Origin of the sequence: Vibrio litoralis DSM 17657 (assembly GCF_000426765.1) — a bacterium.
Taxonomy (GTDB): Bacteria; Pseudomonadota; Gammaproteobacteria; order Enterobacterales; family Vibrionaceae; genus Vibrio; species Vibrio litoralis.
This window is the reverse complement of the sequence record NZ_KE384566.1, coordinates 33,804-52,485: the sequence shown is the minus strand read 5'-3', so window position 1 is coordinate 52,485 and position 18,682 is coordinate 33,804. Positions and strand designations below refer to the sequence as shown.

General features: G+C 42.3%; 15 protein-coding genes. 2 read left to right on the top strand and 13 right to left on the bottom strand.

All coding sequences use genetic code 11. The features are described 5' to 3' along the window. Window positions 1-133: 133 nt before the first annotated feature. Together guaA and guaB are read right to left on the bottom strand one after the other, a co-directional pair. The gene (gene guaA, locus K358_RS0110530) at window positions 134-1,711 is read right to left on the bottom strand and encodes a glutamine-hydrolyzing GMP synthase (protein WP_027696786.1); all 1,578 of its coding nucleotides are present in this window, start codon (window positions 1,709-1,711) and stop codon (window positions 134-136) included. A gap of 201 nt (window positions 1,712-1,912) precedes the next feature. Beyond that, entirely contained in the window at window positions 1,913-3,376 is a 1,464-nt protein-coding gene (guaB, locus tag K358_RS0110525; protein WP_027696785.1) for an IMP dehydrogenase, read from the bottom strand. 350 nt (window positions 3,377-3,726) lie between these two features. On the opposite strand from guaB, the gene xseA reads away from it, so the two are divergent. Next, the gene (xseA, locus tag K358_RS0110520) at window positions 3,727-5,058 is read left to right on the top strand and encodes an exodeoxyribonuclease VII large subunit (protein ID WP_027696784.1); all 1,332 of its coding nucleotides are present in this window, start codon (window positions 3,727-3,729) and stop codon (window positions 5,056-5,058) included. Between the two features lie 41 nt (window positions 5,059-5,099). Further along, window positions 5,100-6,857: a sensor domain-containing phosphodiesterase gene (locus tag K358_RS0110515; protein ID WP_027696783.1), complete on the top strand. Its 1,758-nt coding sequence runs from the start codon at window positions 5,100-5,102 to the stop codon at window positions 6,855-6,857. 87 nt (window positions 6,858-6,944) lie between these two features. Here the strand turns inward: K358_RS0110515 and K358_RS19045 are convergent, their stop codons facing one another. From K358_RS19045 to pepB, 11 genes are all read right to left on the bottom strand, one after another. Beyond that, complete coding sequence (locus tag K358_RS19045; protein WP_083962805.1) at window positions 6,945-7,190, bottom strand: zinc ribbon domain-containing protein; 246 nt, start codon at window positions 7,188-7,190, stop codon at window positions 6,945-6,947. A 439-nt stretch (window positions 7,191-7,629) separates the two neighbouring features. Continuing rightward, the gene (gene der / locus K358_RS0110510; RefSeq protein ID WP_027696782.1) at window positions 7,630-9,135 is read right to left on the bottom strand and encodes a ribosome biogenesis GTPase Der; all 1,506 of its coding nucleotides are present in this window, start codon (window positions 9,133-9,135) and stop codon (window positions 7,630-7,632) included. A 216-nt stretch (window positions 9,136-9,351) separates the two neighbouring features. Then, a complete protein-coding gene (bamB, locus tag K358_RS0110505; protein WP_027696781.1) occupies window positions 9,352-10,518 on the bottom strand; it encodes an outer membrane protein assembly factor BamB in 1,167 nt (388 codons plus the stop codon). Between the two features lie 12 nt (window positions 10,519-10,530). After that, on the bottom strand, window positions 10,531-11,148 hold the full coding sequence (locus tag K358_RS0110500; RefSeq protein WP_027696780.1) for a YfgM family protein: 618 nt from the start codon (window positions 11,146-11,148) through the stop codon (window positions 10,531-10,533). A gap of 35 nt (window positions 11,149-11,183) precedes the next feature. Continuing rightward, entirely contained in the window at window positions 11,184-12,452 is a 1,269-nt protein-coding gene (gene hisS, locus K358_RS0110495; RefSeq protein WP_027696779.1) for a histidine--tRNA ligase, read from the bottom strand. A 30-nt stretch (window positions 12,453-12,482) separates the two neighbouring features. Then, window positions 12,483-13,604, bottom strand: coding sequence for a flavodoxin-dependent (E)-4-hydroxy-3-methylbut-2-enyl-diphosphate synthase (ispG, locus tag K358_RS0110490; protein WP_027696778.1), 1,122 nt, complete (start codon window positions 13,602-13,604; stop codon window positions 12,483-12,485). A gap of 7 nt (window positions 13,605-13,611) precedes the next feature. After that, window positions 13,612-14,505 (bottom strand): cytoskeleton protein RodZ, encoded by an 894-nt coding sequence (gene rodZ / locus K358_RS0110485; RefSeq protein ID WP_425315037.1) that lies wholly within the window; start codon window positions 14,503-14,505, stop codon window positions 13,612-13,614. A gap of 52 nt (window positions 14,506-14,557) precedes the next feature. Continuing rightward, window positions 14,558-15,319, bottom strand: a complete 762-nt coding sequence (gene pilW / locus K358_RS0110480; protein WP_027696776.1) for a type IV pilus biogenesis/stability protein PilW — start codon at window positions 15,317-15,319, stop codon at window positions 14,558-14,560. Between the two features lie 46 nt (window positions 15,320-15,365). Further along, on the bottom strand, window positions 15,366-16,484 hold the full coding sequence (gene rlmN / locus K358_RS0110475) for a dual-specificity RNA methyltransferase RlmN (RefSeq protein WP_027696775.1): 1,119 nt from the start codon (window positions 16,482-16,484) through the stop codon (window positions 15,366-15,368). A gap of 250 nt (window positions 16,485-16,734) precedes the next feature. Beyond that, a complete protein-coding gene (gene ndk / locus K358_RS0110470) occupies window positions 16,735-17,160 on the bottom strand; it encodes a nucleoside-diphosphate kinase (RefSeq protein ID WP_027696774.1) in 426 nt (141 codons plus the stop codon). Between the two features lie 98 nt (window positions 17,161-17,258). Beyond that, a complete protein-coding gene (gene pepB / locus K358_RS0110465) occupies window positions 17,259-18,554 on the bottom strand; it encodes an aminopeptidase PepB (protein ID WP_027696773.1) in 1,296 nt (431 codons plus the stop codon). Window positions 18,555-18,682 lie beyond the last annotated feature (128 nt).

Here is an 18,682-nt window from a genome sequence, read left to right as displayed (position 1 = left end):
CCACGGTCAAACCGTGCTTGGCGTTGCCAGACATTGCCAAAAATGACTAAGCCAAAAACAAAAAAAGTCCGCAATTACGCGGACTTAAGTATGATTTAGTGCCTGTTAATGCCAGACCTTTCTTAAAGGAGGATTATTCCCACTCAATCGTCGCGGGTGGTTTGCCTGAAATATCGTAAACCACACGAGAGATGCCATCAATTTCATTGATGATACGGTTAGAAACCTTACCTAGGAAATCGTATGGTAGGTGCGCCCAATGTGCGGTCATGAAATCAATCGTTTCTACCGCGCGTAGTGACACAACCCAATCGTATTTACGGCCATCGCCCATTACGCCAACCGAGCGTACAGGTAGGAATACCGTAAAGGCTTGAGAAACTTTATTGTAAAGATCCGCGGCATGAAGCTCTTCAATGAAGATAGCATCGGCGCGACGTAGTAAGTCACAATATTCTTTCTTCACTTCACCTAGAACACGCACACCTAGACCTGGGCCAGGGAATGGGTGGCGGTAAAGCATGTTGTATGGTAGACCAAGCTCTAGACCAATTTTACGCACTTCATCTTTAAACAATTCACGTAATGGCTCAACTAAGCCCATCGCCATATCATCTGGCAAGCCGCCAACGTTATGGTGAGATTTGATTACATGCGCTTTACCCGTTTTCGATGCCGCAGATTCGATCACATCTGGGTAGATAGTGCCTTGCGCCAACCATTTAGCGTTCTTCAGTTTCTTCGATTCTTCATCAAAGATTTCTACGAATACGCGGCCAATGATCTTACGTTTGGCTTCTGGCTCATCTTCACCACCTAGTGCGTCAAGGAAGCGGTTTTCTGCATCGACATGGATGATGTTAAGACCGAAGTGATCGCCAAACATTTCCATGACTTGCTCAGCTTCGTTCAAACGCAGTAAGCCGTTATCAACAAACACACAAGTTAATTTAGGACCAATCGCACGGTGAATTAGCATTGCAACGACTGATGAATCCACACCACCAGATAGACCTAAGATCACTTCATCGTCACCCACTTGCTCTTTAATGCGAGCAACTGCGTCTTCGATGATTGAAGATGGGGTCCATAGTTTGCTACAGCCACAGATATTCAGCACAAAGTTTTCAAGCATGCGTAAGCCTTGACGAGTGTGCGTTACTTCTGGGTGGAATTGAACACCATAAAAATGTTTTTCTTCGTTGGCCATTGCTGCGTATGGGCAAGTATCGGTTTGAGCAACTTTGGTGAAATCCGCAGGGATCTCAACCACTTTATCGCCGTGGCTCATCCATACATCTAAAAGTGGTTTGCCATCTTCAGAGATTGCATCTTCGATATTTTTGAATAAAGCACAGTCAGAAACAGACTTAACTTGAGCATAACCAAATTCACGCTCGTTAGAACCAGCAACTTTACCGCCTAGTTGCTCAGACATAGTCTGCATGCCGTAGCAAATACCAAATACTGGTACGCCAGCATTAAAGACATACTCAGGAGCGCGAGGAGAACCTGCTTCAGTCACACTTTCTGGACCGCCCGATAAGATAATTCCGTTTGGATTAAATTCACGGATATCCGCTTCGTCTACATCCCAGCTCCACAGTTCACAGTACACACCGATTTCACGGATACGACGAGCAATCAATTGGGTGTATTGAGAGCCAAAATCTAAAATTAAAATGCGTTCAGCATGGATATTGGTTGTCATTAGTGTTCTCTAATAATCTAATCAAAGTGGGTGTGGTATGAGTTTCGAGTTTCGAGTTTCGAGTTTCGAGTTTCGAGAAGACTAGCTTCCCTTTATCTAAACTCAAACACTCATACCTTTAAAAATTTTCATCTCAAAATGCCAAGTCAAATCTGGATAAAGCGTCACCGTAATGACTCACTTTATCCATAGATTAAAGACTTACATTCTGTTGTAGTTGGGTGCTTCTTTAGTGATCTGCACATCATGCACATGTGACTCTTGCATGCCCGCACCAGAGATACGAACAAATTCCGCTTTAGTACGCATATCTTCGATGGTTGCACTACCGGTTAAGCCCATGCTTGAACGTAAACCACCCATTTGTTGATGGATGATTTCTTTTAGGCGACCTTTGTATGCGATGCGACCTTCAATACCTTCTGGGACTAGCTTGTCTGCAGCATTATCCGATTGGAAGTAACGATCCGATGAACCTTGAGACATCGCACCTAATGAGCCCATACCGCGGTAAGACTTGTAAGAACGACCTTGGAAAAGAACTACTTCACCCGGTGCTTCTTCCGTACCTGCGAACATAGAGCCAACCATCACGCAAGATGCGCCAGCGGCAATCGCTTTACAGATGTCACCAGAGAAACGGATACCACCATCAGCAATCACAGGAATGCCAAATTCAGCTGCTGCACTTGCCGCTTCTGAAATAGCGGTAATTTGTGGAACGCCTACACCTGTTACGATACGAGTAGTACAAATAGAACCCGGGCCGATACCGACTTTAACCGCATCAACGCCAGCATCAATAAGTGCACGAGCGCCGGCAGCCGTTGCTACGTTACCACCGATGATTTGCAAGTCAGGGTATAGAGCGCGAGTTTCTTTAATGCGATCAAGTACGCCTTGCGAGTGACCATGTGATGAGTCAATCAATAATACATCAACACCGGCTTCAACTAGCGCTTGAACACGTTCTTCGTTACCAGCACCAGCGCCAACTGCAGCACCAACACGTAAACGGCCACGCTCATCTTTACAAGCATTCGGTTTACTTTCAGCTTTTTGGAAATCTTTTGCCGTGATCATGCCCGAAAGTTGGAAAGCGTCATTGACGACCAATACTTTCTCAACACGATGGGCTTGCATGCATTGCTGAACTTCACTCATTGATGCGCCTTCTTTGACAGAAGCAAGACGATCTTTTGGTGTCATCACTTGTTCAACAGTTTTCGTTAAATCGGTTACAAAACGCACGTCACGACCGGTAATAATACCGACAAGATCGTTGCTTTCTGTCACTACAGGAAAACCAGCAAAACCGTGTTTCTCGGTTAATGCTTTTACATCAGCAATGGTTTCATCAGGACGGATTGTCACAGGATTGCTAACCACACCCGCTTCGTAAATTTTTACTAAGCGAACTTCTTCAGCTTGTTGCTCGATCGACATATTCTTGTGAATAAAACCGATACCGCCTTCTTGAGCTAGAGCAATAGCCAAACGAGCTTCTGTTACCGTATCCATAGCGGCAGAGATCATTGGTACATTAAGGGTGATCTTTTTAGTCAACTGAGTGCGAAGATCAGCTGTATTTGGAAGAACAGTGGAGTGTGCTGGGACGAGCAGTACGTCATCAAACGTTAAAGCTTCTTTAGCGATTCGTAACATTGCAATATCTCACATAAGAGTTTTGGAGGAATAAATCCCGCATTGAACCTGAGCTCTCCGCGATAAACTCATTTCATCGTTTCGCATAACAAAATGAATTTGGGATTTGATATTGCAGCGGGATTATACGCCTCGCGCAATCGTTTGACTAGACGTTTTTGATAGTTTCTTTATGATATTTTCATCAGTAAAGTTATTGGCGGTAAATATGCTTAAAATTCGTTTATTTATCAAGATTATCAAAAGCGTTTTTTTACTGTGAAATCACCAACACTATTAGTCTCTAAAGCTAACTAACGCTATAATGAAATCGATTGCTAATATTCAAATAACTTTAAAAATGGTTGCTCATGATCCTAAATACTAACCCTAACATTTTTACAGTTTCTCGCTTAAATGCCGAAGTCAGAATGCTACTTGAGAATGAAATGGGCATTGTGTGGTTGGTCGGTGAGCTGTCAAATTTTTCAGCCCCTGTTTCCGGCCATTGGTATTTCTCTTTAAAAGATGCACGGGCGCAAGTTAAGTGTGCCATGTTTAAAGGCAACAATCGGCGGGTAAGCTTTAAACCACTTAATGGCAACCAAGTTCTCGTCAAAGCGCGTTTATCTTTATATGAACCGCGTGGCGACTATCAATTGATCGTCGAAAGTATGCAGCCTGAAGGTGATGGTCGCTTACAGCAAATGTTCGATGAACTAAAAATGAAATTAGCCGGTGAAGGCTTATTTGCTCAGCACCTTAAAAAGCCCTTACCCGATAATCCAAAACGTATTGGGGTGATTACTTCCAAAACTGGCGCGGCTTTATATGACATTCTCGATGTTTTAAAACGTCGCGATCCTAGTCTACCCGTCATCGTCTACCCAACGACGGTACAAGGGGAAGACGCCGCATTTAAAATTGCCCAAGCGATTGGACGAGCGAACAGCCGTAATGAATGCGATATTTTGATTGTTGGACGAGGCGGTGGTTCGCTAGAAGATCTATGGTGTTTTAACCATGAAATTGTGGCAAGAACCATAGCGGCAAGCCAAATTCCGATTGTCAGTGCGGTTGGCCATGAAATTGATGTCACAATTGCCGACTTTGTTGCCGATGTCCGTGCACCGACCCCATCAGCCGCAGCCGAATTAGTCAGCCGTGATAATAGCCATAAAGCACAAACTATTTTAAGTAAGCAACAAGCGTTAATGAGTGCTTGGCGTCATTATAGCCACCAGCAAAAAACACAGCTCAATCGATTACAATTTGCATTAGAAAAGCAGCATCCTCGTTACCAATTAGAAAAGCAAAGCCAAAAGTTAGATGACCTTACTTCACGTATGCAACACGCATTAATTAGGCAATTATCGCAATCAAGAAATCAATTGGATCGAGCGCAGCAAAGACTTAATTTTTATTCGCCAAATAAAACTATTGAGCGTAATCAATATCGCTTAAAAAATAATAAAGAACGATTGGTTCAAGCAATCAATCAACTATTATTAAACCAACACTATCGACTTTCTCTTCAAGCAGAAAAACTCGATACCGTTAGCCCTCTTTCAACATTAAAGCGTGGTTATTCAATAACCCGAAATGAAAGTGGCAAACTAATCACTGATGCGAAGCAGCTCAGTTCAGGACAGACAATTAACACGAAATTTATTGATGGTGACATATACTCAATCATTGTATAAGTATTTTTTAATCGCTATGTACTCCAATATCGAGGCTTGATTTGAATCAGCATAAAGAAACTTGGCCATCACTATGGCAAGAAATCGTAAACTTGGTTACAGACCTTGCCGAAGTACAGGTCGCGCTTATTATGCGTAAAAATACCGATAATATGGAAGTCATAGCGGCCAACAACAATAAGGCTGATAACCCCTATCATATTGGTGCTAAGGAAACCTTGTGCCATAACTTATATTGTCATCATGTAGTACAAACAGATTCTCCTCTACATATTACCAATGCTCTAAAACAGGATAAGTGGAAAGACAACCCTGACATCAAACTTGGCATGGTGGCCTATTATGGCTTGCCAATCCATTTTCCAGATGGAAGCATCTTCGGCACTTTTTGTATTTTAGATAATAAAGAGCGAGACTTTGATAAGAAATTTCAACGCTTAATGCAACTACTGGCCAACTCAATTGAAAGTTCACTGGCCATGCATACTGAAAATCTAAAATTAAGTGATGAGCTTCAAGAGCGTGATCATTATAATTCATTAACCAACTTACCCACTCAATCGCTGGGCCAGCTCAAATATTCACATAAAGATGACCTCAATTTATCCATTCTCTTTATTCGCAATATTCAGGCATTTGATATTAGGGATAATCTAGGCTTAATTGATGCGCAGAGGTTAACTCAAGAGTTTTATAAGCAGATAAAAAACTGTATTCCAGAAAGTGTAGAAATATACTACATCAGTAACTCAGAGATAATCTTAGTTCTTAGCTTCCACTCCTCCGATACATTAGCCGGTGAAACTGAAAAGCTAGCTTGTTTACTACGTGAGTTATTTTCTTCTCCACTCAATTTAAACGATAAAAAAATCACCGTTCCGCTCAGCATTGGTTGTGCCTTTTCTTACAACAATGAATACCGATTTGAAGAAGTGCTTGATATGGCGACTGTCGCTTGTACTCAAGGAGAACATTCCAGTAAAGCTTTTCATACCTTTAATCCTGACCAACAAAAACTACATCAGCATCATTATGAAGTAACGCAACAATTTCCAAGCGCCTTTGAAAATAATGAGTTTTATCTCAACTATCAACCTATCATCTCAGCCGAAACTAATAAGATTGTTGGCTGCGAAGCCTTAGTTCGTTGGAACAATGCAAAATTGGGGATGATCTATCCTGATGAATTTATTCCCTTAGCGGAAAAGTGTGGCGCGATGGTGACACTCGGAGATTGGGTCATCGAGCAAGCGCTTAAAAGTTTGAAACGTTGGCAAAAGAAAACTAACCCTGGTTTTTATATCAGCATTAATATTTCTAGTACTCAATTTAGCCAAGATGATTTTAGCGATAAGATCAAAGCAAAATTGAAGCAATACCAAATTAACCCAGATAATATTCTGCTAGAACTGACAGAGACGGCGCTACTTGATAATCAACAACAAGTGATGAAGCACTGCCAGAAACTGTCTCAGCTAGGAATAAAAATCGCTCTGGATGATTTTGGAACCGGCTTTTCTTCCTTAAGTCACTTACATGATTTTCCCATCGATATCGTAAAAATCGATAAGAGCTTTATCTTTAGCTTAAACAGTTCTAAAAAATCAGAGCAACTAGTTAAAGGGATTTTATCTCTAGGTAAGATGTTAGACTTGAAAGTGGTTGCAGAAGGGGTAGAAAGTTTAGATATCTACCAAAATCTACAATCGCTGCGTTGTGACTTTATGCAAGGCTACTACTGGGATCGTCCACTCTCTCTGGAAGATTTTGAATCGACCTATCTTGATTCCTCAAAATAACGACAACATTTGAAATTCAAAGCCAGCGAAGTATTGCATTATGCTCGCTGGCTTTTTTGTACCTACCGCTCCCGTACCGCTTCCTGTTTAAAGGGCGTCATGGTACTCGAACAGAATACGCGATTTTGACTTAAGCTCATTACAATGAGAACAAAAGTAACTCACCGAGCCACAGGCCTGTATTTTGCCTGCCGTTTGCTGGCAGTCTGGACACTTGGCTACGCACGTATAGATACGCTGGCATGCATGACATTGATATTGCTCACTTCCTTTATTGTCACTAGTATCGAAGGTTAATTCCCCTTGGCAAGAAGGACATAAATCCTGCTTCATAATCACCTCTGTAAAAATATCTGCAGATTTAACTCAATAGTACTATTATCCTAGCAGGACAAAAAAATTTACTAACTTCAGATAAGATAAATAGATCTTTCACCGATCTTCCGCTTTCTACCCCGTGATCAGCGATCTACCTCATTAAGAATATTTATATCACCATATGCCGAAAGCATAAGTTACATGTTCTGCATTTCGATTTTAAAAAGAATAATAATCTAAATTACAATTTAAAATCACCACGATCCGATATTTTAGATATTCTAAAAAACTCTATTTAGGCTATTAAACCAAAAGATCATCGACTTACAGGAGAAGTGACTTCTAATTGCAATTCATGCTTCCAGTGCACTTCTCTCAAAAGCTAATCTTACATACAAAAATACCACTCAATTGGAGTGGTATTTAACGTTACAGTTATTGTGCGTGTAGCAAACTACTTCTTACGGCCACGCTTAATCAAACTCACCATACGTTTACGCTTCTGCTCTTCAGAATAGCCCGCTTTTTTGGTTGGCGCTTGATTCTCAAATGGGTTCTCACTATTTTGGAATTGAATACGAATTGGTGTACCCATGATTTCCAAAGAACGACGGAAGTAGTTCATCAAATAGCGCTTGTAAGAATCCGGCAAATCTTTTACTTGGTTACCATGCACCACCACGATTGGCGGGTTATAACCACCGGCGTGGGCATATTTCATCTTCACACGGCGACCACGAATAAGCGGCGGCTGGTGATCATCTTGCGCCATCTTCATGATTCGAGTTAACACAGAAGTACCAACACGTGTCGTAGCAGATTTATACGCTTCTTGTACTGATTCGAATAAATGTCCAACACCGGTACCATGTAACGCAGAGATAAAGTGAATACGAGCAAAATCAACGAAACCTAAACGGCGGTCTAGCTCTTTCTTCACGCGCTCTTTGACATCAGTATCAAGACCATCCCACTTATTCACGGCAATCACCAGTGAACGACCCGCATTAAGCGCAAAACCTAATAAACTAAGATCTTGATCAGAAATATTTTCACGAGCATCAATGATCACTAATACCACGTTAGCATCTTCAATCGCTTTTAAAGTTTTAATGACCGAGAATTTTTCAACCGCTTCATTAATACGCTTACGACGACGAACACCGGCGGTATCAATCAACACATATTCACGTTCATCACGCTTCATTGGGATATAGATAGAATCGCGAGTAGTTCCTGGCATATCGTAAACCACGACACGCTCTTCACCCAGAATACGGTTAGTCAGCGTTGATTTACCGACGTTTGGTCGACCAATGATAGCAAGTTTAATTGGTTGATCTTGTAGACGTTTGAATTCAGCTTCAGCTTGCTCTTCGGTGTATTCAAGCTGCTCTTCTTCCACATCCACATCGCCAGTAAGATCTTCAATCCCACCATTGAGCAGTGCTTGTTCTGCTGCAAATTCATCTGAAAATGGTTTTAATGCTTTATCAATTAGGCTCATTACACCACGACCATGCGCCGCTGCAATGTGATAAATCTTATCCATGCCTAGTTGCCAGAATTCAGCACTTGCCGCGTCAGCATCAATACCGTCAACTTTGTTAACCACTAGCATGCTTGGTTTTTCACGCATGCGTAGGTGACGAGCGATCGCCTCATCGGCTACGGTTAGACCAGCACGGCCATCCACCATAAATAAAACGACATCCGCTTCTTCAATCGCCGCTAATGACTGTTCAGCCATTTTGGTTTCTACGCCGTCTTCGGTGCCATCAATACCGCCGGTATCAATCACGATGAACTCATGCTCACCTGATTTGGCTTGACCATATTTACGATCGCGAGTTAAGCCTGGAAAGTCAGCCACCAGCGCGTCACGTGTACGTGTAAGACGATTAAATAACGTGGATTTACCAACGTTTGGACGCCCAACTAGAGCCACTACAGGAATCATATTTACCTCTACAATCTTTAAAATCACATCAGTAGTTATAGGTAATGATCATCAACATGATGGTTACCTATAACTACTTAATCTATTCAAATTAATCTATTCAAAATTCTTAGCTAACCGCTTAAATAGCATAGCTAAGAATAACAACGGCTCCTATAATCCGATTTGGATAGGAGCCGATTACTCATACTGATAAAATCAGGGCCGCAGATTATATCACGATCCTTCAGGGATCTGCATTTTCTTTATACCGCCATCACGATCAATGATGATAAAACCGTCATCCGTTTCAATCGGTGCAGTTGCGATACCGTCATCATCAATTAACTGCTGTGCGACAAATTTGCCAGACGTTCTATCTAGCCAATGCAGGTAACCTTCGCCATCTGCTACCACTAGGTAATCACCAAGCATCACAGGTGCGGTTAACTGACGGTACTCTAGCGATTCATTACTCCAAAGCTCAGTACCACTACGGATATCTACTGCCGAAATATGATCTTTATCGGTCACCACAAAAATACGGCTGCCGTCAGTCGCAAGATCGGTTGCAGAAGAATAGGTACGTTTCCACATTGGCGCACCTGAACGTAAATCAATTGCGACCAATTGACCATTAATCCCAACCGCGTATAGGTTAGAGCCTATAATTAACGGACTAGCATCAACATCGACGAGACGATCAATTTCTGTTGAGCCTTTTGGCGTACCAATCGGTTGTTGCCATAATAACTGACCACGTTGAATCAATGCTGCAGCAAGACGACCATTGGCCATTCCCCAAAATACACCGCCAGAAATAGAAACCGGAGAACTATCACCACGTAAGGTTAAGTTAGGTACTTCATTAGTGATGTCCCAAGCTTGTTCACCCGAATCTTGCTTTAAAGCAATCAAAGAGCCTTTACTGGTATGCAACATCACTAAGCTTTCATCGGCTAATGGTTTTGCTAAGATTTCGCCATCGACTTTCTGCTGCCAAACAATGGAACCATCTTCTACCGACAGAGCAAACGCTTCGCCATTTTCAGTACCGATATATAACTTGTCATAAGAAGCGGTTAAGCCACCGGATAAACGAGCGGGGCCATCGTCAGATAAATCTTGTTCCCAGAGAGTATTCCCTGTCTCAGGATCCAGCGCTTTAACTTCACCATCGCGGCTTGCAACAAACACTTTGTCATAAGAATACACAGGAGAAAGTTTTGAAAAATAATGTCCAACTCCATCACCGATAGAAGTACTCCACTCTGTTGTCGGAGTAAATTGACTATTCACTACTGGTAGCGGAGCCATCACAATCGTATCTTCTTCGCTAGAACAGCCTAAGAGACCAAGTGCAATAGCTGAAATCGCTAAGCTACGGTTGAACATTTTTTTCATGCAAGACATCCCTTACTTTGCAAGATCATCAAGTTTAATTTGCAGCGCTTGATTGGTTGAACCATCTTGTTGAGCTTGAGTATAGGCTTTCACTGCGGCGTCTTTATCACCTTTTAGCAGGTAAATATCACCCATAAGCTCTTGGTTTCTCGCCTTCCAAGCTTCTGATTTTACATCTGAAACAGTTTTAATCGCATTGTCATACTCACCTTGTGCTGCAAGTACGCGTGCAGTGCGGTAAGCGATAATTGGCGTTAAAGTTTCATCTTTGGTATTGGCTTGAGCCCATTTCAACTGAGTAAGTGCATCATCAAGCTTATCGGCATCGATTTGTACTTTTGCTAGTTGTAATGCTGTTAAAACCGCATAAGCCGTTTTATCGTTATTATCAATGAACTCTTGCGCTGATGCTGCGGCATCAATGCCTTTCGCTTCAATATTCGAAACGATAGCGGTATAACCATGTGATGCGGTTTCTTGTGCCGTCGTTTGGGTGTCTTGATAGTAACGCCATCCCACAATGCCGCCGATACCAACAACAACACCGATAATCACGGCTTTACCGTTCGCATGCCACCAATCTTTAATTGCTTCTACTTGTTGTTCTTCATCAGCGTCGTAGATACTCACGTCCTGTCCTCTTAAATAAATCGACTCAATATAAATTAAATAATGTTAGCTAAATGAGCAGCAACATCGGCTTGCGGCATGGTTTGTTGTTCACCACCAGCAAGATCTTTAACCACAATAGTTTGATCTGCTACTTCATTTTCACCCAATACCAGTGCCATGGTTGCGCCTACTTTATCCGCACGTTTGAATTGCTTCTTAAAGTTACCGCCACCAAAGTGAGTCATAAGACGAAGTCCCGGTACTGATTCACGTAATTGTTCAGCAAGCTTCATACCATTAACTAAAGTACCTTCACCTGCTGTCACTAAGTAAACGTCAACCGCTTTACGAGTATCATTAAGCTCTAAGGTTTCTAGCATTAATACTAAGCGCTCAAGCCCCATCGCGAAGCCTACTGCAGGAGCTGGTTTACCACCAAGCTGCTCAACTAGACCATCATAACGACCACCACCACAAACGGTACCTTGTGAGCCAAGGCTTTCAGTGATCCACTCAAAAACGGTTTTATTGTAATAATCTAAACCACGAACTAAACGTTGATTGACTTGGTATTCAATGCCCGCGGCATCGAGCAATTCACATAGACCTGCAAAGTGGGCTTTTGAATCATCATCAAGATAATCAGCTAGTTGAGGTGCATCGACTAGAATCGCTTGGATCTCAGGGTTTTTGGTATCCAATACGCGTAGAGGGTTGGTGTACATACGACGTTTGCAGTCTTCGTCCAGCACATCAATATGCTGCTCTAAAAATTCAATCAAGACACTACGGTAGTGTTGACGAGCTTCTAAAGAGCCAATCGAGTTCAATTCAAGGCGAACGTGTTTATCGATCCCCAACTCACGCCATAGACGTGCCGTCATCATGATCAATTCCGCATCAACATCCGGTCCTTGCAAGCCAAACACTTCAACACCAACTTGGTGGAATTGGCGATAACGACCTTTTTGTGGACGTTCATGGCGGAACATTGGTCCCATATACCACAGACGTTGCTCTTGGTTATAAATCAAACCATTTTCAATTCCAGCACGCACACAACCCGCTGTCCCTTCAGGGCGCAGAGTTAAGCTATCGCCATTACGGTCTTCAAAGGTGTACATTTCCTTTTCAACGACGTCGGTAACTTCACCAATCGCACGCTTGAATAGGTTCGTCATCTCAACGATTGGCATACGGATTTCATTGTATCCATAAGAACTAACGACACGTTTCACGGCGTCTTCAACTTTATGCCAAAGTGGAGATTGTGTCGGAAGGCAATCGTTCATGCCTCGAATAGCTTGAATTGTTTTACTCACAGTCTTTACCGTTTATATTCGTATAGGTGATTATTTATCGATGTGGCTGATATCAATACGGTTATTGCTATCTAACATGGATGCTTTGGCGCGAATCTTCGCTTCTAGTTGATCGATAACATTATCATTATCAAAGCGCTCTTTCTGACGTTTACCATCTTCATAAAACGCACTTTTCTTATTACCGCCAGCGATGCCCATATGTGAAACTTCAGCTTCACCCGGGCCATTAACCACACAACCGATAATAGAGACATCCATTGGAGTAATGATGTCTTCTAAACGTTCTTCTAGCGCATTAACTGTTCCTATTACGTCAAACTCTTGACGAGAACAGGTAGGGCATGCAATAAAGTTGATGCCGCGAGAACGGATACGCAGTGACTTCAAGATATCGAAGCCAACTTTAATTTCTTCAACAGGATTAGCGGCTAGAGAAATACGGAGTGTATCTCCGATACCTTCCGCTAGTAGCATACCTAGGCCAACCGCTGATTTAACAGATCCAGCACGAGCGCCACCGGCTTCGGTGATCCCTAGGTGCAATGGTTGATCAATTTGTTTAGCCAATAAGCGATAAGAATCAACGGCTAGGAAGACATCAGAAGCTTTCACACTGACTTTAAACTGATCAAAGCTCAGGCGATCAAGAATATCCACGTGGCGCATTGCTGATTCTACTAATGCTTCCGCCGTAGGTTCGCCATATTTTTGTTGGATTTCTTTTTCTAAAGAGCCGCCATTAACACCAATTCGAATTGGAATATTTTTATCGCGAGCACAGTCAACAACCGCACGAATACGTTCTTCGTTGCCAATATTACCAGGGTTGATTCGTAAACAATCCACGCCATATTCAGCTACTTTTAACGCGATGCGATAATCAAAGTGAATATCCGCAACAAGAGGAACATTCACTTGCTGCTTAATCAGCTTAAAGGCTTCGGCTGCATCCATGGTTGGTACCGATACGCGAACAATATCAGCGCCCACTTTTTCAAGTGCTTTAATTTGCGCGACGGTTGCTTCAACATCAGTAGTACGAGTGTTAGTCATTGACTGAACAGCAATCGGTGCACCGTCGCCAACGGGCACGTTACCAACGTAAATACGGGTCGACTTGCGTCGTTTAATAGGAGATTCGTGTTGCATAATAATTCTACGGTAATGTCAATCGGGCCACTTTACCTGGTGCATACTTAGAAAGATCAACAGGTTCTTCGGCTAACGAAATAGACACTCCTTCAGGAGCGCCTAAAATAATTGAGTAAGGTACTTTACCTGTTAAGGTTAAAGACTCACCGGCTTTTTTCAGTCCAGTCGCAAGGACCGAGCCTGAGCTATCTTTTACTTGTATCCAGCTATCATCTTTAAATTGCATAGCTAAAATATTGTCATTCTTTTGCTCTGTCGTAATTTGAGCAATTTCTTGGCTTTCTGTTTCAGCAGGTTCAATTGTCGCGGGCTCTACTGCACTTGATGTTGAATCAGTGCTCGCCTCATCAGATGATACTTGTCCCTCCACCGCCGCATTTGCTTCTAGCTCTTGCGGTTGATTTTTCACAACATCATTAGAGTCTTGCTCTGAGGCTTCTGTTGTATCCAGTGATGGTACGTGACTGGTTGACTCATCAGGCTCGCTCACTGTGCTTTCTTGTTGCAGTGAGGATAAAGATGAAGGAGATAAGGTATCAAGCTGATGATTTTGCCACCACCATACTGATGAGATCCCTAAGATGACGATTAAGATCCCCCAAGTTAAACGCATGATACGGCTATCATGTTGTTGTTTCTTGGTTTTTTGAGAAAAGCTATGCATTGGCTGCTCTTTATGCTGCCCTCTTCCCGACTCTTCTAAAGCGGCAAGGATATCTTTCTCTTTGATACCAACGGCCTTGGCGTAAGATCGAAAATAGCCACGAATAAATGTGGCTACATGATGGCTATCGAAATGATTACTTTCGATATTTTCAATCACAGATACTTTTAGGCGTAAACGCTCAGCAATGTCCTTCTGAGTTAACCCTAACTCTTCTCTTTTCTGGCGTAACATTTCACCAGGAAGGATTTTGTGGCTGTCAGCTTTTTTCTCTACTTCGTTGTTTTCAGTACTCATTCTGCCTGTACTTCTGATATTGGACAGAGTCTGGGTATTTAGTCTTAAGTATGTTGCCATATTTAGACACTAGCTCAGGGTTATTGGCTTTGTTTTCTAGTTTTATTAACAAGCCTAAGCTAACTGGACGGTACCCATATCTCTTATTAAACTTTAATAGTCGAACCCTAGCATTGGAAAACTCGTCCTTTTCGATTTCCAACTCAGCCAATTGTAATAACGACTGAGACCTGCTGGGATCATGATCAAGAGCTCGAGAAAAATAATTCCTTGCCTTCCCCTTATCACCACTTTTTAGGGCGCATAAACCAGCATTTTCATAACTAGCTGCCACTAAGTAGTAATAAGGTTGCTCTATCGCGCGGTTAAAAAATTCATCCGCTTTTTCATACTCGCCTTGTCGACATAAAAATGCACCGTAGTTATTTAAGACATCCCCATTTTTAGGAGAACTATCCAATGCATCTTCATAAGCCTCTTTAGCTAATTCGTATTCGCCAACTCTTTGATAATAATACGCTACCGAATTCAAAGCTCGATAGTAAGATGGCGCATATTTGACGGCCATCTCAAGGTTTTCTCGAGCTTTGACCATACTGCCTTCTTCCAAGTACCCCAAACCCAATGAGATTCTTGCTTCCGACGCCTTTATATTATCAAACTTAGCAGTGTTTGGCTTGTCAGTCACTGTAACACAACCAACTAAGAAACTAACTACCAAAGTAAAAACTAACTTTTTTATAGAAAACATTCGATTCCACCTATTGAGGAGTGGGAACCAATGCCATCTATATTTATCAGACGGCTTTTACTGGAATAGGTTCCCCTTGCTGCTTCTGCTTTGTACGTTTTGTTCGATCGATCACATCTCCGACAAGTTGACCACATGCCGCATCAATATCATCACCACGAGTTTTACGTACCGTCACCGTGTAGTCGTATTGCATTAAGGTTTTCATAAAACGATCAATACGAGAATTACTTGGTTTCTTGTATGGTGACCCAGGGTAAGGGTTAAATGGAATTAAATTAATTTTTGCAGGGGTATCTTTTAGTAACTCTGCGAGCTGCCTAGCATGTTCCATATCATCATTAACGTGATCGAGTAAAACATACTCAATTGTCACTTTGCCGCGGTTGGCATTTGAAGTGGCAATATAACGACGAACGGATTCTAAGAAATCTTGAATATTCCAGCGGTCGTTAATTGGCATAATCTGACTACGCAGCTCATCATTAGGCGCATGCAATGAGATAGCAAGTGCCACATCGATGTTGCCAGTCATTTGATCAAGGCCAGAAACCACACCTGAAGTTGAAACTGTTACACGACGTTTCGATAACCCAAAGCCAAGGTCATCTAGCATGATCTCTAGTGATGGCATCAAGTTTTTCATATTCAGTAACGGCTCACCCATCCCCATCATTACCACGTTGGTAATCGGGCGGCGGCCAGTTTCTTTCTCTAAACCAATTTCACGCGATGCACGCCAGATTTGGCCAACAATTTCTGACACTTTTAAATTGCGGTTAAAGCCTTGTTGCGCCGTTGAGCAGAAAGTACAAGCCAGTGCACAACCAACTTGAGATGACACACATAAGGTAGCGCGATCGCCATCAGGAATGTAAACCGTCTCAACATCTTGATCGCCAACACGCATTGCCCATTTAATGGTGCCATCACTTGAATGCTGCGCTTCAGATACATAAGGCGCACGAATTTCACAACGCTCTTCTAATTTTTTGCGCAGTGCTTTATTGATGTTATTCATCTGTGAGAAATCGTCATAGCCAAAATGGTAAATCCATTTCATGATCTGATCGGCACGAAACGCCTTCTCATTGAGCTCTTCGGTAAAAAACTGGCGTAAACCTTTACGGTCAAAATCCAGCAGATTTACTTTTGTCATGGTCATGGTTCTCTCACTAATGGAACGATAAATAAGGGCGCGAATTGTACAGGGTTTATACACTCACAACAAGGTTTGTTCAGTATGTAGAATTCAAATAGCTATACGTAAGTAATTGGCGTTGTAGTAAGGCAACAAGTGAATTAACGTCGTCAACAAAACTACGATTTAAAATACAAAGCATCTATAAAAAAAGAGACCTTATTGGTCTCTTAAGTATAGTGGAATTCTATCTGACTGAATAAAGCTGTAGTTGTCAGCGTGGACAAATTTCTGATTGCGGGAAAAAGAACTCAATTTCACGAGCTGCTGATTCAGGGCTGTCCGAGCCATGAACCGAGTTATGACGCATACTAAGTGCATAATCCGCACGTAAAGTGCCACAAGCCGCTTCGTCTGGATTGGTTTTTCCCATTAGCTCACGGTAACGAGCAATGGCATTTTCACCTTCCAGTACTTGCACCATAATAGGTCCAGATGTCATAAATTCTTTTAACGGCTCAAAAAACGGTTTGCCTTCATGCTCAGCATAAAAACCACTCGCTTGCTCTGCAGTTAAATGTACCATTTTAGCAGCAACGATAGACAACCCAGCTTTTTCCATTCGTTGATAAATGGCACCAATCAGGTTACGTTCAACCGCATCGGGCTTGATGATTGAAAATGTTCTTTCTAAAGCCATATAAAATCCTTTGGTCTTATTTTTATCATTGTTAGCAAGAGGGAGAAAATGATTCCCCCTAAGCTTTATGTTGTGGTTATTTTACTTATGTTGTGTCGTTATTTTGCTTGTTCAATCAAAATTCTAGCTAACGTTCTTACGCCCATCCCTGTCGCTCCAGCTGACCACTTGTCACTTGATGATTTACGGTAAGTGCCTGCACAATCAAAGTGTAACCAGCCTTTTTTATAATCTTCGACAAAGTAAGACAAAAAGGCGGCCGCTGTACTTGCGCCTGGGCTATATGCCGCTGACGAGATATTCGACATATCAGCAAAGTTTGATGGCAGCATGTTACGATGGAAATCAGCTAACGGTAATTGCCACAAGCCTTCTGATTCCTGTTCCGCACTTTTTAGCGCTTTCTGTGCCAGCTTGTTGTCGAACGTAAGTAGAGCATGATAATCGTTACCTAGGGCATTTTTAGCTGCGCCGGTTAAGGTGGCACAATCAATAATCAGCTTTGGTTTTTGCTCACTGGCGTACATTAAGCCATCGGCTAGTACTAGTCGGCCTTCCGCATCGGTATTCATTACTTCAACGGTCTTGCCATTTTTATAAGTAATGATGTCACCGAGTTTTAGTGCTCGGCCAGAAATCATATTCTCCGCGCAGCATAAGATCAGTTTTACACGCTTATTCAAACCACGAGCGATGGCTAATGCCAATCCTCCGGTAATCGTACCAGAGCCGCCCATATCCGCTTTCATTGAATCCATAAAACCCGATGGTTTAATACTGTAGCCACCCGAATCAAACGTAATGCCTTTACCGACCAGACAAGCATAAACAGGCGCGTCAACATCGCCGGTTGGGTTAAAGTCTAGCTGTAACATCGCAGAGGTACGCTCAGAGCCACGCCCTACAGCATAGATCCCTTCCCAGCCTTCAGTTAGTAGATCTTTATCTTTTACGATCTTGTAGCTAACACTGCCTTCTGGAGCTAAAGATTTTATAAACTCGCCCGCCATAGTCGTTAATTGACGAGGCGCCACTTCTTCGGCACTTTTATTAATAATGTCACGAACCCAATCCGTCACCTTAATACGCGCTTCTAACTCTAGTTGCGCTTCGTTATCTAACTGAGGCCAAGTAACGGTATTACCTTTTTTAGAAGAACGGAAACCTTGAACGAAAACCCAGATCGTTTCCAAATCCCAATCTTCACCGGTTAGCTCAACATGTTTAATGCCTTGTGAGGCTAGTTTGCGTGCTGCACGTTGCGCCGAATCAAAATCAGATGCTGATAGCAAGTGAACAATCGCACCGTCGGCAGAAAAAGAAAGTAGTGCCTTTTCACCCCATTGAGATGGAGCCGCTTCACGAGTAATACTCACTGATAGTTGTGTTGACATTTTTACTCCTTACCTAAATGTCTAGGGAGCCCTTAAAACCAAATAGGCTGTCATTATTTGAGAAAAGAACGAGCACAAAGTTTGCTCTATAAGCTCGCATCTTGAAATTACTTGGGTATATAAATTAG

What these genes read in the sequence shown, in the direction of transcription:
- guaA (WP_027696786.1), bottom strand. Translation starts at nt 1,711, where the DNA reads ATGACAACCAATATCCATGCTGAACGCATTTTAATTTTAGATTTTGGC.
- guaB (WP_027696785.1), bottom strand. Translation starts at nt 3,376, where the DNA reads ATGTTACGAATCGCTAAAGAAGCTTTAACGTTTGATGACGTACTGCTC.
- xseA (WP_027696784.1), top strand. Translation starts at nt 3,727, where the DNA reads ATGATCCTAAATACTAACCCTAACATTTTTACAGTTTCTCGCTTAAAT.
- K358_RS19045 (WP_083962805.1), bottom strand. Translation starts at nt 7,190, where the DNA reads ATGAAGCAGGATTTATGTCCTTCTTGCCAAGGGGAATTAACCTTCGAT.
- der (WP_027696782.1), bottom strand. Translation starts at nt 9,135, where the DNA reads ATGATTCCTGTAGTGGCTCTAGTTGGGCGTCCAAACGTTGGTAAATCC.
- bamB (WP_027696781.1), bottom strand. Translation starts at nt 10,518, where the DNA reads ATGAAAAAAATGTTCAACCGTAGCTTAGCGATTTCAGCTATTGCACTT.
- ispG (WP_027696778.1), bottom strand. Translation starts at nt 13,604, where the DNA reads ATGCAACACGAATCTCCTATTAAACGACGCAAGTCGACCCGTATTTAC.
- rodZ (WP_425315037.1), bottom strand. Translation starts at nt 14,505, where the DNA reads ATGTTACGCCAGAAAAGAGAAGAGTTAGGGTTAACTCAGAAGGACATT.
- pilW (WP_027696776.1), bottom strand. Translation starts at nt 15,319, where the DNA reads ATGTTTTCTATAAAAAAGTTAGTTTTTACTTTGGTAGTTAGTTTCTTA.
- rlmN (WP_027696775.1), bottom strand. Translation starts at nt 16,484, where the DNA reads ATGACCATGACAAAAGTAAATCTGCTGGATTTTGACCGTAAAGGTTTA.
- ndk (WP_027696774.1), bottom strand. Translation starts at nt 17,160, where the DNA reads ATGGCTTTAGAAAGAACATTTTCAATCATCAAGCCCGATGCGGTTGAA.
- pepB (WP_027696773.1), bottom strand. Translation starts at nt 18,554, where the DNA reads ATGTCAACACAACTATCAGTGAGTATTACTCGTGAAGCGGCTCCATCT.